This is a genomic window from Sulfitobacter sp. R18_1, from assembly GCF_017743915.1.
Lineage (GTDB): Bacteria > Pseudomonadota > Alphaproteobacteria > Rhodobacterales > Rhodobacteraceae > Sulfitobacter > Sulfitobacter faviae.
The window spans coordinates 212,937-226,481 of record NZ_JAGHRG010000005.1; the positions used below are offsets into that span (position 1 = coordinate 212,937).

Here is a 13,545-nt window from a genome sequence, read left to right on the forward strand (position 1 = left end):
AGGGGCGAGTGAAAGGGGGTCCCGCGCTAAATCGCGTGAAGGATCAGCGCCAGCGTGGCGAGCAGAACCATCGTGAGGACAAAACCACGCTTGAGCGCCAGCATCAGCACGGCAGCCAAAAGGGTGAGCGCGGCGGCCATGGGGTTGAAACTGTCCCAAACGGGCAGGGGCAGGGCGAGCGGGCCATCAGCGCCCACCCGGTCAAACAGCACATGCAGCGCGAACCAAACCGAGAGATTGGCGATGACCCCCACCACAGCCGCCGTGATCGCCCGCAGCGCGCCTGCGATGCGCGGCTGATCAGAGAGCGCCTCAAGATACGGGCCCGCAAGGAAAATCCACAGGAAACAGGGCGTGAAAGTGACCCAAAGCGCCAGCAGCCCGGCAGCCATCGCCCCCGCGGGGCCGCTTTGCGCAAATCCCGCCAACATCCCGACGAATTGCGTCACGAGGATCAGCGGGCCGGGGGTTGTCTCAGCCAAGCCAAGCGCGTCGATCATCTGATCGGTCTCAATCCAGCCGAAATCCTGCACCACGGTCTGGGTCATATAGGCCAGCACCGCATAGGCCCCGCCGAAGGTCACCACGGCCAGTTTGGAAAAGAACAGCCCCAGTTGCAGCAGAAAGTCGTCGCCGATGAGGGCAAGGAACAGAAGCGGCGCGGCCCAGAGACCACCCCAGATGAGCAGGGTGCGGAGGCTATGCGCCGGCGGCAGGTTGGCGGCTTCGGTCTCGGGAGTTGGGCTTCGGGTCAGCATCCCAATGGCCCCGGCCACCAGAATGATCAGCGGAAACGGCAGGCCCAGCACGAAGAGCGCGATGAACGAGCCAAATGCCAGCGCCCAGCCGAGCCGCCCGTGAAGCGCCTTTGAAGAAACCTTCAGAAGCGCTTGGAATACCACGATAATGACAGCGGCCTTGATGCCCAAAAACGCGGTTTGGACCAAGGGCATCTGCCCATACCACGCATACAGCAGCGCGAGTGCGGCGATGAAGACCGCCCCCGGCACGACGAAAAGCAACCCTCCCAGCAACCCGCCCGCGACCCCGCGCAGGCGCCAGCCTGCATAGGTCGCCAGCTGCATCGCCTCCGGTCCGGGCAACAGCATACAGAGCGAAAGGGCCCGCAGGTAGGTCTGCTCGCTCAGCCACGGGCGATGCTCGACCAGCTCGCGGTGCATCACGGCGATTTGGGCTGCAGGGCCGCCGAAGGACATCAACCCGATCCGGCCAAACACGCGAAACATATCGGGCCAACTGGGCGGGGTCATCGGGGCCATCCTGCGTCATCAAAGCCACCACGGCTTCGTCTCGTCACGGATAGGGCCAGAGGAAAGCGCGGTCAAGTGAAGGCAAGAGCGCTGTCTAACGGGTATGAAACTGAAAGGAAAAGTGCAGGTTTCTGTTGCCAGGTACCTGCGAACCCCGCCTTAAGCTGCAAGGCCTAAGGACTTAAGATTTCAGTCGCTGAAACCGCTTACGCGGCCATCGCAACTGGAGCACGATTGTCATTTGCAATTGTACAGTTTGAACCGATAACGGTGGTATCTCACCGAGACAAAGCAACCCCTTTAGACGTTCGTCGATCCTATTTCGGCCCCATGATCCCCAAATGAAGGATGTTTGGTGGAGCCGCCGGGTACCGCCCCCGGGTCCGAACCGCTTATTACGAGCGCGTTTATGTCCATAGTCCCGAAGGACAGGATTAAAGTAGGGCTGCCATGGGTGAATTGCAAGGGGTGGGATGCGGCGAATTTTTCACGTCAAGAGAAGCGCGTATCGCGTTGTTTTATATCATCGAACCTAGCTTCGGCCCGCAGTTTCGGCATTCCGCGCCGCACGCGCGGCGAAAACGCTTTGGGCAAGCTGTTGCGTCTCCGCCTCCAGCGCGGTCAACCCTGCCGTCACCGCCCTGCCGTCATGGGCCTCTGCCGCATCCGCGATCTCTTGATGTAGAGCTACGATCCGTGCGCGATCCCGCGCGGTGAAGGTGATCATATTCATCAGGGGCTGCATCGCCTCAACCGCGCCTGCAAGTTGATAACTCAGGACCGGATTGCCCGCACCATCGACCAGCGCCCGGTGAAATGCCACGTCGGAGGTGCAAAAGGCCTCATCGGTCAGCCCCGGCTGCGCTTGCCGGTGAATTTCCGCGCGCATGGTGGCAAGGTGGTCCGCTGTCCGCCGCTCTGCCGATAGCGGGGCGCAGGCGCGTTCCAAGGCGAAGCGCGCCTCGCAGGCGGTCTCAAAACTCACCGCATTCATCGACAGCAGCAGGGTCGAGGTGGTGATCTGCTGCGCATAGGCATCCGGGAAGCTCAGCCGGTTGACGAAAGCACCCCCCGTGGCTCCGCGCTGCGTGCGGATCAGCGATTGCGCGGCCAGCCGCTTTAACGCCTCGCGCACCGTGGGGCGGGAAACCTCGAACTGCTCGGCAAGCTCCGCCTCGGAGGGCAGGCGCTGGTCGACGATCAGATGCCCGCCGATGATGGCGTCGCGAATGGCCGTGGCGATCTGGGCCGATAGATCGGCGGGGTTGCTTGGGTCGATTTTCATATGTCTTACAATTAGTGTTTGCGAGGACTTTAATTGTCTGACATTAAATCTACAAGAGCACGCAGGGGAGGGCGGCGATGACCGGGATGGTACGATCAACACTATGGCTCGGGTTTTTCGCCCTAATTCTCGCCGCTTGGTGGATGATGTACAGCATGGCGATGCAGATGGATCTTGATCTGCTGGGCCGCCCCGGTGCCATGGGTGAACGCATGCGGCAGATGGATCCGGGCATGGATATGTATATGCCCATGGCGCGTTTCTTTCCACTGTTCGTGATGTGGGGCGCGATGATGGCGGCGATGATGGTCCCGACAATGGTGCCGACGCTACGCGCATACGAAGACCTCATGACTTCGGCCAATGGCACGCGCGCGGGTTGGCTGGCGGTGCTGGCGGGCTACCTCGCGGTCTGGCTGATCTTCGCGGCGGGGATCGCGGGTTTGCAACTGTTGCTGCTGCACGGCGGCGTCATCGACATGCTCGGCATCGCGAAATCGCGTTGGACGGCGGCGGCGCTGCTTTCGGCTGTGGGTCTCTTCCAATTCACCCGCGCCAAGGAGATTTGCCACGGCGTCTGCCACTCTCCGATGATGTATTTCATGGGCCACTGGCGCCCCGGCGCCGCGGGCGGTTTTCGGATGGGGCTGGGCCTCGGCGCCTTTTGCGCGGGCTGCTGCTGGGGCTTTATGCTTCTGGGCTTTGCCGGCGGGGTCATGAACCTTGCTTGGATGGGGCTGGCCACGCTTTTCATGGTCATCGAAAAACTGCCCCAGATCGGGCATTACGCAACAAAACCAATGGGTTTCGCCCTGATCCTCGGCGCAGGTCTCGTGGCGGGTTGGCCCATGATCACAGGAGGATGATATGCCAAACAGAGAGATGACACCCGCCGATTGGGCGATCAAGGGCGAGCTTTTCCTGAACTGCTCTTGCGATGTTTTCTGCCCCTGCGTGGTCAGCCTTGGCGCGCATCTGCCAACCGAAGGCCACTGCCATGCATGGATGGGCATCGTGATCGACGAGGGCCATTTCGAGGGGGAGGACTTGGCCGGTCTGAACGTCGGGCTGTTGGTCGACATCCCGGGCCGCATGGGCGAGGGAAATTGGAAGGTCGCCGCCTATGTGGACGACCGCGCGAGCGAGGCGGCCTATGACGGGTTGCTGCAAATCTTCTCGGGCGCTGCGGGCGGCACCACGGGGCTTTTCACCATGTTGGTGAGTGAGATCATCGGCGCCGAACGCGCCCCGGTCGAAATCATTCGCGACGGCAACCGCCGGGTCATCAACATTGGCCGAAAGATCAACGGCGAGATCGAGATGCTGGCCGGGGCCGAACCGGGAGAGCCGGTGACGATCACCAATTCGAAATACTGGATGGGACCGAATATCGTCGCCGCGCGTGGCGTGAAATCCAAGGTCCGCGACTATGGCCGCGTCTGGGATTTCGGTGGCAAATCGGCTGAGGTCTGCGCGATCGATTGGCAGGGGGCGCGGTGATCACCCCCGCCTATGCCAAGGAGATGGCGCGCTACAATGCGTGGCAAAACAGACAGTTGTTGAATGTCGTTCAGACTTTGGATGAAGCATCGTTAACGCAGGATCGCGGGGCGTTCTTCGGCTCCATCCTCGGCACGCTGAACCATCTTCTGTGGTGCGATCAACTCTGGCTGTCGCGGTTCGACCCTGCCGCGCCAAAACCGGAAGGCAAAGACACCGAGCTTTGCCCCTCCGGTGACGCTTGGGTTTTGGCGCGAGGGCAATGCGACCTTGCTATTTCTGAGTGGGCGGCGGGGCTCGACCAGTCGATGTTGAATGGAGATTTAACTTGGCATTCCGGTATCTTGCAGCGCGATGTTTCTAAGCCGATGGCGGGATGTGTGGTGCACTTCTTCAACCACCAAACCCACCACCGCGGCCAAGTGCACGCCATGCTCACCAACGCAGGATGTGACGCGCCGGTGACCGATTTCATCTTTATGCCGGAGGAGGGCTGATGGCCGAACTCTCTCCCTCGCGCCGGATCAGGCGCACGCCATTCTCTGCCGGGGTCGAGGCGGCGGGTGTGAAAGCCTATACGGTCTACAACCGGATGCTGCTGCCGACCGTATTTGAGAGCACCGAGGCGGATTATCACCACTTGAAGAAAGCCGTGCAAGTCTGGGACGTGGCTTGCGAAAGACAGGTTGAACTGCGCGGGCCGGACGCGTCGCGGCTCATGCAGATGCTGACGCCGCGTGATCTGCGCGATGTGGCGCCGGGCCGCTGTGTCTATGTGCCAATCGTGGATGAGACGGGTGGGATGCTCAACGATCCGGTGGCGGTGAAACTGGCTGAGGATCGTTGGTGGATTTCCATCGCCGATAGCGATTTGTTGTTGTGGGCCAAGGGGATATGCAACGGATATCATCTTGACGTTTTGGTCGATGAGCCCGATGTGAACCTGCTGGCGGTGCAGGGGCCGAAGGCCGAAGATCTGATGGAACGCGTCTTTGGCGCGGCGGTGCGGGAGGTGAAGTTCTTCTGCTTCGGGGAATTTCAGTTTCAAGGCCGCGCCATGAATGTTGCGCGCTCCGGCTACTCCAAACAAGGCGGCTTCGAGATCTACACCGAAGGGGCCGATATCGCGATGCCGCTTTGGGAGGCGCTTTTCAAGGCGGGGCGCGATCTGGATGTGCGGGCGGGCTGTCCGAACCTGATTGAGCGGATCGAGGGCGGATTGTTGAGCTATGGCAATGACATGACCGACGACAACACGCCCCACGAATGCGGTCTTGGCAAGCTCTGCGACACGCAGGCGGCGATGGGCTGTATCGGCAGAGATGCGCTGCTGCGGGTGGCGAAAGAGGGGCCGGTGCAACAGGTACGTCCCCTAGAGATCGCAGGCGATCCGGTGCCGCTTTGTGATCGTGTCTGGCCCTTGATGGCGGGCGACAAGCGTGTGGGGCAGGTGACCTCGGCGGTGTGGTCCCCTGACTTTGGCGTGAATGTCGCCATCGGAATGGTGCGGATGACCCATTGGGACCCGGGCACGCGGTTGCGGGCGCATACCCCCGATGGCGAGCGTGACGTGACCGTACGTCAAAGTTACTGGGCCTGAGGCCCGGTAGATTTCAACCTGAAAAGGAGATGAAAGATGAGCTTTAATGCGCTGATTGTAAACAAGGATGACGAAGGCAAGACCCAGGCGGAGGTCACCCAGATCACCGAAGACCAACTGCCCGAGGCCGAGGTGACGGTCGCGGTCGAATATTCCACCGTGAACTACAAAGACGGGCTCTGCATCGGGCCGGGTGGTGGCTTGGTCCGCAACTATCCGCATGTGCCGGGCATCGATTTCGCCGGCACGGTCGAGGCCTCGAATGACGACCGTTACAAGCCCGGCGACAAGGTGGTGTTGACCGGTTGGCGCGTGGGCGAGGCGCATTGGGGCGGCTATGCGCAAAAGGCGCGGGTCAAGGCCGATTGGCTGGTGCCACTGCCCGAAGGGCTGGACACGCGCCAAGCGATGGCCGTGGGCACGGCAGGTTTCACCGCGATGCTGGCCGTCATGGCGCTGGAGGATCACGGCATCAAGAAAGGCCCGGTTCTGGTCACGGGTGCTGCGGGGGGCGTCGGCTCGGTCGCCACGGCGATCCTTGCCAACCTCGGCTATGAGGTGGCGGCGGTCACCGGGCGGCCCGAGACCGAAGATTATCTCAAGAGCCTTGGGGCGGCCCGGATCGTCGCGCGGGACGAGATCAACGAGACGGTGAAGCGCCCCCTTGAGGGCGAGACATGGGGCGGGTGCGTCGATGCTGTGGGCGGCGCGATGCTGGCCCGCGTGCTGGGTCAGATGGAATATGGGGCGAGCGTGGCGGCCGTGGGCCTTGCGGGCGGTGCGGCCCTGCCTGCCACGGTGATCCCCTTCCTGCTGCGCGGCGTGAACCTCTTGGGCATCGACAGCGTCATGCAGCCCTATGACAACCGTCTGCGCGCCTGGGAGCGGGTGGCCAAAGACCTGCCGATGGACAAGCTGGAAGCGATGGTCCAACCCGCCGGGCTCAGCGATCTGCCGCAATTGGGGGCGGACATCCTGAAAGGGCAGGTCAAGGGCCGGGTGGTCGTCAACGTAAACGCTTGATATTGCCTCGGCGCGGGGCGGTGTGGTTAATGGTCCGCGCCGCCCCGACCGCCAGAAGGAGAGCATGATGGCCAGCTACGACGACGACAATATCTTTGCCAAGATCCTGCGCAAAGAGATCCCCAGCTTTAAGGTCTATGAAGACGACAAGACCTATTGCTTTATGGACATCATGCCCCGCGCCGAAGGGCATTGTCTGGTGATCCCGAAGTCGCCCTGCCGCAACATGCTCGACGCCAGCCCCGCACAATTGGCGGATTGTCTGGCGACGGTTCAGAAAGTCGCTAACGCCTGCCTGCGCGCCTTTGGCGCCGATGGCATCACCGTGCAGCAGTTTAACGAGGCTGCGGGCGGGCAAGAGGTCTTTCACCTCCACTACCACATCCTGCCACGGCATGAGGGCGACAAGCTGCGCCCGCCCGGTGTGCAGGGGGATATGGACCGGATTCGCGAACAGGCTGATGCGATTGCAGCCGCGCTCGGGACAGGGTAGTCCCCCCAAACTTACGTCGCAGCAGGTACCGAAACGGTCGTTTTAGCCAAGTTTCCAAGGGGGCTTGGCCGCAATGGCTTGCCCAATGGCCGCAGGCCTCTATCCTGTTGAGCACGGATGAGAAAAACAGAAGGCCGCGTTTTGCGCGGTAATCTGTCATCAAAGAGGGAACAGATTATGAGCGATACCAATTCGCACGGCATCCCCGAGCCTGAGGGCAAGGCGGATGTGATCGATACCGATTATGAGATCGGTCAGGACAATATCGAACGGCAGATCGGGCCGTTCGGGCTGGATATTCACAACCCGGTCTTTCTAATCTCGGGGATCGCGGTCGTGGTCTTCGTGTTCTACACCATCGCATTGCCGGAACAGGCCGCCGCAATTTTCTCGGCCATGTTCAACTTTACCACCAAGAACTTCGACTGGTTCCTGATCGGCTCTGCCGACCTGGTGGTGATCTTTGCACTTTTGTTGATCGTCACGCCCTTTGGCAGTGTCCGCCTCGGCGGCAATGAAGCGGTCGCGGATTATACCTATCTGGGCTGGTTTGCGATGCTTTTCGCGGCGGGCATGGGCATTGGCCTGATGTTCTACGGCGTGTCCGAGCCTTTGACCCATTTCTCGACCTCCATGGGCGAGATCACGACAGAAAACGGTTTGCGGACCGACTGGGCCCCCTTGGGTGCCGCCACGGGTGACGAGGCTGGTTCGCTGCGCCTTGGCATGGCGGCGACGATCTATCACTGGGGTCTGCACCCTTGGGCGATCTATGCCATCGTCGCGCTGGCGCTGGCGTTGTTTACCTATAACAAGGGTCTGCCGCTGACGATCCGCTCGGCCTTTTACCCGGTTCTGGGCGAACGTGTTTGGGGCTGGCCCGGGCATATTATCGACACCATCGCTGTTTTCGCCACGCTCTTTGGTCTGGCGACGTCGCTCGGACTGGGAGCCACGCAGGCGAACGCGGGTCTGAACGAATTGTTCGGCATCCCAACCGGCACCACCTCCGAAGTCGTGCTGATCTCCTTGATCACCGCCGTGGCGCTGGTCTCGGTTCTGCGCGGCCTTGATGGCGGTGTGAAGGTGCTGAGTGAGATCAACATGGGGCTGGCCGCCTTGCTGGCACTCTTCACGCTCTTTGTGGGGCCGACGATCTTTTTGCTGTCCTTCTTCTGGGACTCGCTGGTGGCCTATATCGAATACCTGCCCGCACTGGCGAACCCGTTTGGCCGTGAAGACGTGAACTTCTCGCAGGGCTGGACGGCCTTCTACTGGGCATGGTGGATCAGCTGGTCACCCTTCGTCGGCATGTTCATCGCCCGCGTCAGCCGGGGCCGTACCGTGCGGGAATTCGTGATCTGCGTGCTGCTGATCCCCTCGCTGGTCTGCGTGCTCTGGATGTCGATCTTTGGTGGCACCGCGATCCATCAGGTGCTGAACGACGGCTACACCGCGGCCCAAGATGCGGGCCTGCCGTTGCAGCTGTTCAAAATGCTCGACGCACTGCCGCTGGCTTCGATCACCTCTTTCATCGGCATCGTGTTGGTGGTGGTGTTCTTCGTCACCTCGTCCGACTCCGGGTCGCTTGTGATTGACACGATCACCGCAGGCGGCAAGGTCGACGCGCCGGTGCCGCAGCGGGTGTTCTGGTGCATCTTTGAGGGTGCCGTGGCCATCGCGCTGTTGATCGGCGGGGGCCTCGCGGCGCTGCAATCCATGGTGATTTCCACCGGTTTGCTGTTCACGCTGCTGCTGCTCTTCATGTGCTTCTGCATCTTCCGCGGTCTGCAGGACGAGCGTAAAATCCGCTAACCTGCACAGCCTTTAAGACACGGATGACGGCGGCCCTTCGGGGTCGCCGTTTTCTTTGGGCGCTTGACCTTGGCCGCGCTGCGGTCAACCTTCGCGCCATGCATATTGATTCCGAATGGGTCCGCGCCCAATTTCCCGCCTTCGCCGAGCCGAGCCTTCAAGGGCAGGCTTTCTTTGAGAACGCCGGTGGGTCTTACACCTGCCGCCAAGTCATCGACCGGCTGCATCGCTTCTACACCCAGCGAAAGGTGCAGCCCTACGGCGCCTATGAGGCCAGCCGCCTTGGTGGGGAGGAGATGGACGAGGCCCGCGCCCGCATGGCCGCGATCCTTGGCGTGACACCGGAGGAGCTGAGCTTTGGCCCCTCGACCACGCAGAACACCTATGTGCTGGCGCAGGCTTTCGGCCAGATGATGCAACCCGGTGAGGCGATCGTCGTGACCAATCAGGACCATGAGGCCAATACCGGCCCGTGGCGCAGGCTGGCCGAGCGGGGGATCGAGATCCGCGAATGGCAGATCGACCCAGAGACCGGGCATCTCGATCCGGCAAAGCTCGAAGACCTCTTGGACGAGAATGTCCGGCTGGTCTGCTTTCCGCATTGCTCCAACGTGGTGGGGGAAATCAACCCGGTGACCGAGATCACGGCGCTGGCCCATGCGGCCGGTGCTTTCGTCTGCGTCGATGGCGTCTCCTATGCGCCGCATGGCTTTGCCGATGTCGGGGTGCTGGGGCCGGATATCTACTTATTTTCCGCTTACAAGACATTCGGGCCGCATCAGGGTGTCATGGTCATCCGCCGGGCGCTGGCCGAACTGCTGCCGAACCAAGCGCATCACTTCAATGGAGACGTGCTTTACAAGCGTTTCACCCCCGCCGGGCCGGATCACGCGCAGATCGCAGCCAGCGCGGGCATGGCGGATTATATCGACGCTTTCCACGCCCACCATATCGGCGGCACTGCCGGGGCCACGGCGCGCGGTGTTGCTGTGCATGACGCGATGCGCGCCCATGAGACGGCTTTGCTGCAACCGCTGTTGGATGCCATGGCGGCGCGCAACTCTGTGCGGGTCATCGGCCCCACCGAAGCGGCAACCCGCGCGCCCACGGTGGCATTGGCACTTGATCGACCGGGGGTCGAGATGGCGCAGGCACTAGCCGCGCGCGGCATCATGGCAGGGGGAGGCACCTTCTACGCAGGCCGGGCGCTTGGTGCGATGGGGCTGGATGCGGCCAAAGGCGTGCTCCGGCTCAGTTTCACCCATTACACGACGCAGGATGAAATGGACAAACTGCTGAATGCGCTGGATGATCTGCTCTGATCCTTGACCCCGGCGCAGGGGCGCTATGTTCCGGGACAGGTGCAGGAGCAAGACCCCGAACGTGAGCGACAATTCCCCGATTATCATGTGGTTCCGCCGCGATCTGCGGCTGAGCGACCATCCCGCCCTGACGGCGGCCTGCCAGTCGGGCCGCCCGGTCATCCCGCTGTTCATCCACGACGCACAATCGGAAGCTTTGGGCGCGGCCCCAAAATTCCGCCTCGGGCTGGCCTTGGGCTGCCTTGGGGAGACTTTGGCCGAGAAGGGCAGCCGCCTGATCCTGCGCCGTGGTGATGCGCTTGAGGTGCTGCGCGAGGTGATCGAGACCACCGGCGCGGGGGCGGTCTATTGGAGCCGCCTTTACGATCCCGCCGCGATCGACCGCGACGCCAAGGTCAAAGAGGCGCTGAAGGGCAATGGGGCCGAAGCCTGTAGCTTTGCCAGGCATCTGATGTTCGAGCCTTGGACGGTTGAGACCAAGACCGGCGGCTTTTACAAAGTTTTCACCCCCTATTGGAAGGCGGTCCGGGGCCGCGATGTGGCCGCCCCTTCGGCCACCCCAGGCGACATCCCAGCCCCACAAAGCTGGCCCCAGAGCGACGCGCTCGACGATTGGCAAATGGACGCCGAGATGCGGCGCGGGCGCGACGTGGTCCGCCCCTATGTCCGTCTGGGGGAGGCCGCGGCACAGGCCCGGCTTGGCTCATTCATGGCCCATATCGTCGAAGGCTACGACGAAAGCCGCGACCTGCCGGGCGAAGATGGCACCTCGGCCCTGTCGGAAAACCTGTCATTGGGTGAGATCAGCCCGGCCCAGTGCTGGCACGCGGGCCAGCGGGCGATGCAGGAGGGCAAGCGCGGGGCTGAGACCTTCCTCAAGGAACTGGCATGGCGCGAGTTTGCCTATCACCTCATGTATCACACGCCGCGCATCCTCGACCAAAACTGGCGCGAGGAATGGCAGGCCTTCCCATGGAACGAGGACGAGCGCCGCGCCGAGGTGCTGGCATGGAAACAGGGGCGCACCGGGGTGCCTTTCGTCGACGCGGCCATGCGCGAATTGCAGGTCACGGGGCGCATGCACAACCGGGGCCGCATGATCGTGGCGAGCTATCTGACGAAACATCTGATGTGCCATTGGCGGATCGGGCAAAAGTGGTTCGAAGAACATCTGATCGACTGGGATCCGGCCAATAACGCGATGGGCTGGCAATGGGCCGCAGGATCTGGCCCCGATGCGACGCCGTTCTTTCGCATTTTCAACCCCGAGACCCAGCTTGATCGTTTCGACAAGGGGCGCGACTACACCCGCCGTTGGATCGCCGAGGGGCGTGCGAAACCGAGTGACGAGGCGCTGGCCTATTTCGACGCGATCCCACGCCGCTGGGGCCGGAGCCCAGAGGACGATTACCCCGATCCGATCATCGATCTGTCGGAGGGGCGGGAACGCGCGCTCGACGCCTATCGCAACCGCGATTTTTAACTTTTTGCGAAACAGCAGCCTGCGGTTACAGTAGGCGTCAAGAACAAGAACGGAACCGAGGTATGAAGCTTACGACCACCGAGGGGCAGAAAGGTCTGCCGCGCTATTTCCCACAGGTCTTCGCCATGGCGCAGGAGATGCAGCACGGGCGGGTGGACTTTGTCCTACCCGATGGCCGCGTGTTCCGTGCCGAAGGGGCCAAGCCCGGCCCGGTGGCGGAACTGCACATCCATAACGATGACCTTTTCGCACGGTTGATCCGCGAGGGCGATCTGGGCTTTTGCGACGCCTATCTGGACGAATGGTGGTCAACGCCGGACCTGCAAGCCTTCATGGATTTGGTTCATGCGGGGAATGAGACGGTCTATGACGGTTTCCCCGGCCAAGGGCTGCTGCGTCAGTTCGAGAAGTTCCGCTTTTGGCTTCAGCGCAACAACCGCAAACAGGCCAAGCGCAACATCAGCTATCACTACGATCTCGGCAATGCCTTCTACAGCCTCTGGCTGGATGATACGATGACCTATTCCTCGGCCATTTTCGAGGGCGACGCCCAGCAGTCGCTGGAGGCCGCGCAGCGGGCGAAATACAAATCCATGGTCGATCAGATGGGTGTGCAGCCCGGCGATCATGTCTTGGAAATCGGCTGCGGCTGGGGCGGTTTTGCGGAATATGCCGCCGCCGAACGCGGGTTGAAGGTGACGGCGCTGACCATCAGCCAAGAGCAGTTCAACTACGCGCAAGAACGCATTGCCAAGGCGGGCCTCTCGGACCGTGTGACCTTCAAACTGCAAGACTACCGCGACGAGACCGAAAGCTATGACGGCATCGCCAGCATCGAGATGTTCGAGGCGGTGGGCGAAAAATACTGGCCGGTCTATTTCGACACGCTGCACCAGCGCCTGAAACCGGGCCGCGCCGCGACCTTGCAGATCATCACCGTCGCCGACCGCCGTTGGGAGGTCTACAAACGCGGGGTGGATTTCATCCAAAAGTACATCTTCCCCGGCGGCATGTTGCCCAGCCCCACGATCCTGCGCCAGCAGGTCGAGCGTGCAGGGCTGGTGGTCGACCGGTCGATCGAATTTGGCAAAAGCTATGACATCACCCTGCGCCGTTGGCATGAGACCTTTAACGAGAAATGGGATCAGATCACCGCGCTTGGCTTTGACGAACGCTTTCGCCGGATGTGGAATTTTTACCTCACTTCCTGTGCCGCGACATTTGACAGTGGCAATTGCGACGTGACGCAGATTACGGTACGGCGACCTGTGTGACCGCCCCTGCGGTCCGCCCCCGCAAGGAGCCGAAAAATGCCGACTGGTGCACGACTTATGGCGGCGATCTCACTCGCCGTGCTGGCCTTTGTCCTGTCGGGCATGGTGGTGCCCCTGATGCCGGAAAGCACGGATTTCGGATATTTCCTGCCGCTTAACGTGGTGCTTGGCCTCATCGTGGGCTGGCGCGTGATGGGCCGGCGCGCAGGCCGGGGCATCGTGGCTGCGATCAACAACGGTTTTGCCGGGGTCTTCGTGCTGATGCTCTGGGCTATCTTCTTGCAGGCGGCGAATGAAATGGTCCGGCTGGCGCTGCGCAACCGTTATGACGATCCCTTCGAGGCCATCGTCGCCGTGTTCCAGATCGGCGCGGAATTCGGGCTGGTGATCGCCACCGTGCCTATCGGCGTGGCGCTTGTCGTTGGCGGCATGATCGCAGGGCTTTTGACCGAATTTGCTTACAACCGTTGGCCCTGATC

The 13,545-nt window shown here is 61.9% G+C and carries 13 protein-coding genes and 1 other RNA gene; 11 read left to right on the forward strand and 3 right to left on the reverse strand.

What is annotated here, in order from left to right; genetic code table 11:
- Positions 1–26: 26 nt before the first annotated feature.
- The 3 genes from chrA to J7392_RS12115 all read right to left on the reverse strand — a co-directional run bounded on the left by chrA (position 27) and on the right by J7392_RS12115 (position 2,556).
- A complete protein-coding gene (gene chrA, locus J7392_RS12105) occupies positions 27–1,271 on the reverse strand; it encodes a chromate efflux transporter (protein ID WP_209217765.1) in 1,245 nt (414 codons plus the stop codon).
- Between the two features lie 120 nt (positions 1,272–1,391).
- Positions 1,392–1,740: a transfer-messenger RNA gene (ssrA, locus tag J7392_RS12110) on the reverse strand.
- Positions 1,741–1,803: 63 nt separating this feature from the next.
- Complete coding sequence (locus J7392_RS12115; RefSeq protein WP_209217766.1) at positions 1,804–2,556, reverse strand: FCD domain-containing protein; 753 nt, start codon at positions 2,554–2,556, stop codon at positions 1,804–1,806.
- Between the two features lie 77 nt (positions 2,557–2,633).
- On the opposite strand from J7392_RS12115, the gene J7392_RS12120 reads away from it, so the two are divergent.
- The 11 genes from J7392_RS12120 (at position 2,634) to J7392_RS12170 (ending at position 13,543) form a co-directional block, all read left to right on the forward strand.
- Positions 2,634–3,422: a DUF2182 domain-containing protein gene (locus tag J7392_RS12120; RefSeq protein WP_209217767.1), complete on the forward strand. Its 789-nt coding sequence runs from the start codon at positions 2,634–2,636 to the stop codon at positions 3,420–3,422.
- Position 3,423: 1 nt separating this feature from the next.
- On the forward strand, positions 3,424–4,056 hold the full coding sequence (locus J7392_RS12125) for a DUF1326 domain-containing protein (RefSeq protein ID WP_067266687.1): 633 nt from the start codon (positions 3,424–3,426) through the stop codon (positions 4,054–4,056).
- Complete coding sequence (locus J7392_RS12130) at positions 4,053–4,553, forward strand: DinB family protein (RefSeq protein WP_348540703.1); 501 nt, start codon at positions 4,053–4,055, stop codon at positions 4,551–4,553. Before J7392_RS12125 ends, J7392_RS12130 begins: the two co-directional genes overlap by 4 nt.
- A complete protein-coding gene (locus tag J7392_RS12135) occupies positions 4,553–5,656 on the forward strand; it encodes a dimethylsulfoniopropionate demethylase (RefSeq protein WP_209217768.1) in 1,104 nt (367 codons plus the stop codon). The genes J7392_RS12130 and J7392_RS12135 overlap by 1 nt, the downstream gene beginning before the upstream one ends.
- Positions 5,657–5,692: 36 nt before the next feature.
- The gene (gene acuI / locus J7392_RS12140) at positions 5,693–6,679 is read left to right on the forward strand and encodes an acryloyl-CoA reductase (RefSeq protein ID WP_209217769.1); all 987 of its coding nucleotides are present in this window, start codon (positions 5,693–5,695) and stop codon (positions 6,677–6,679) included.
- Positions 6,680–6,746: 67 nt separating this feature from the next.
- Positions 6,747–7,172 (forward strand): HIT family protein, encoded by a 426-nt coding sequence (locus J7392_RS12145; protein ID WP_067266693.1) that lies wholly within the window; start codon positions 6,747–6,749, stop codon positions 7,170–7,172.
- Between the two features lie 177 nt (positions 7,173–7,349).
- On the forward strand, positions 7,350–8,987 hold the full coding sequence (locus tag J7392_RS12150; protein ID WP_209217770.1) for a BCCT family transporter: 1,638 nt from the start codon (positions 7,350–7,352) through the stop codon (positions 8,985–8,987).
- A gap of 98 nt (positions 8,988–9,085) precedes the next feature.
- Positions 9,086–10,309: an aminotransferase class V-fold PLP-dependent enzyme gene (locus tag J7392_RS12155; protein ID WP_209217855.1), complete on the forward strand. Its 1,224-nt coding sequence runs from the start codon at positions 9,086–9,088 to the stop codon at positions 10,307–10,309.
- A gap of 61 nt (positions 10,310–10,370) precedes the next feature.
- The gene (locus J7392_RS12160; RefSeq protein ID WP_209217771.1) at positions 10,371–11,792 is read left to right on the forward strand and encodes a deoxyribodipyrimidine photo-lyase; all 1,422 of its coding nucleotides are present in this window, start codon (positions 10,371–10,373) and stop codon (positions 11,790–11,792) included.
- 62 nt (positions 11,793–11,854) lie between these two features.
- Complete coding sequence (locus J7392_RS12165) at positions 11,855–13,066, forward strand: cyclopropane-fatty-acyl-phospholipid synthase family protein (protein WP_209217772.1); 1,212 nt, start codon at positions 11,855–11,857, stop codon at positions 13,064–13,066.
- A gap of 36 nt (positions 13,067–13,102) precedes the next feature.
- The gene (locus tag J7392_RS12170; protein ID WP_209217773.1) at positions 13,103–13,543 is read left to right on the forward strand and encodes a TrgA family protein; all 441 of its coding nucleotides are present in this window, start codon (positions 13,103–13,105) and stop codon (positions 13,541–13,543) included.
- Positions 13,544–13,545 lie beyond the last annotated feature (2 nt).

Coding starts and splice junctions, on each gene's coding strand:
- J7392_RS12125 (WP_067266687.1), top strand. CDS start 3,424: ATGCCAAACAGAGAGATGACACCCGCCGATTGGGCGATCAAGGGCGAG.
- J7392_RS12135 (WP_209217768.1), top strand. CDS start 4,553: ATGGCCGAACTCTCTCCCTCGCGCCGGATCAGGCGCACGCCATTCTCT.
- J7392_RS12165 (WP_209217772.1), top strand. CDS start 11,855: ATGAAGCTTACGACCACCGAGGGGCAGAAAGGTCTGCCGCGCTATTTC.
- J7392_RS12170 (WP_209217773.1), top strand. CDS start 13,103: ATGCCGACTGGTGCACGACTTATGGCGGCGATCTCACTCGCCGTGCTG.
- J7392_RS12150 (WP_209217770.1), top strand. CDS start 7,350: ATGAGCGATACCAATTCGCACGGCATCCCCGAGCCTGAGGGCAAGGCG.
- J7392_RS12115 (WP_209217766.1), bottom strand. CDS start 2,556: ATGAAAATCGACCCAAGCAACCCCGCCGATCTATCGGCCCAGATCGCC.
- J7392_RS12145 (WP_067266693.1), top strand. CDS start 6,747: ATGGCCAGCTACGACGACGACAATATCTTTGCCAAGATCCTGCGCAAA.
- acuI (WP_209217769.1), top strand. CDS start 5,693: ATGAGCTTTAATGCGCTGATTGTAAACAAGGATGACGAAGGCAAGACC.
- J7392_RS12155 (WP_209217855.1), top strand. CDS start 9,086: ATGCATATTGATTCCGAATGGGTCCGCGCCCAATTTCCCGCCTTCGCC.
- chrA (WP_209217765.1), bottom strand. CDS start 1,271: ATGACCCCGCCCAGTTGGCCCGATATGTTTCGCGTGTTTGGCCGGATC.
- J7392_RS12120 (WP_209217767.1), top strand. CDS start 2,634: ATGACCGGGATGGTACGATCAACACTATGGCTCGGGTTTTTCGCCCTA.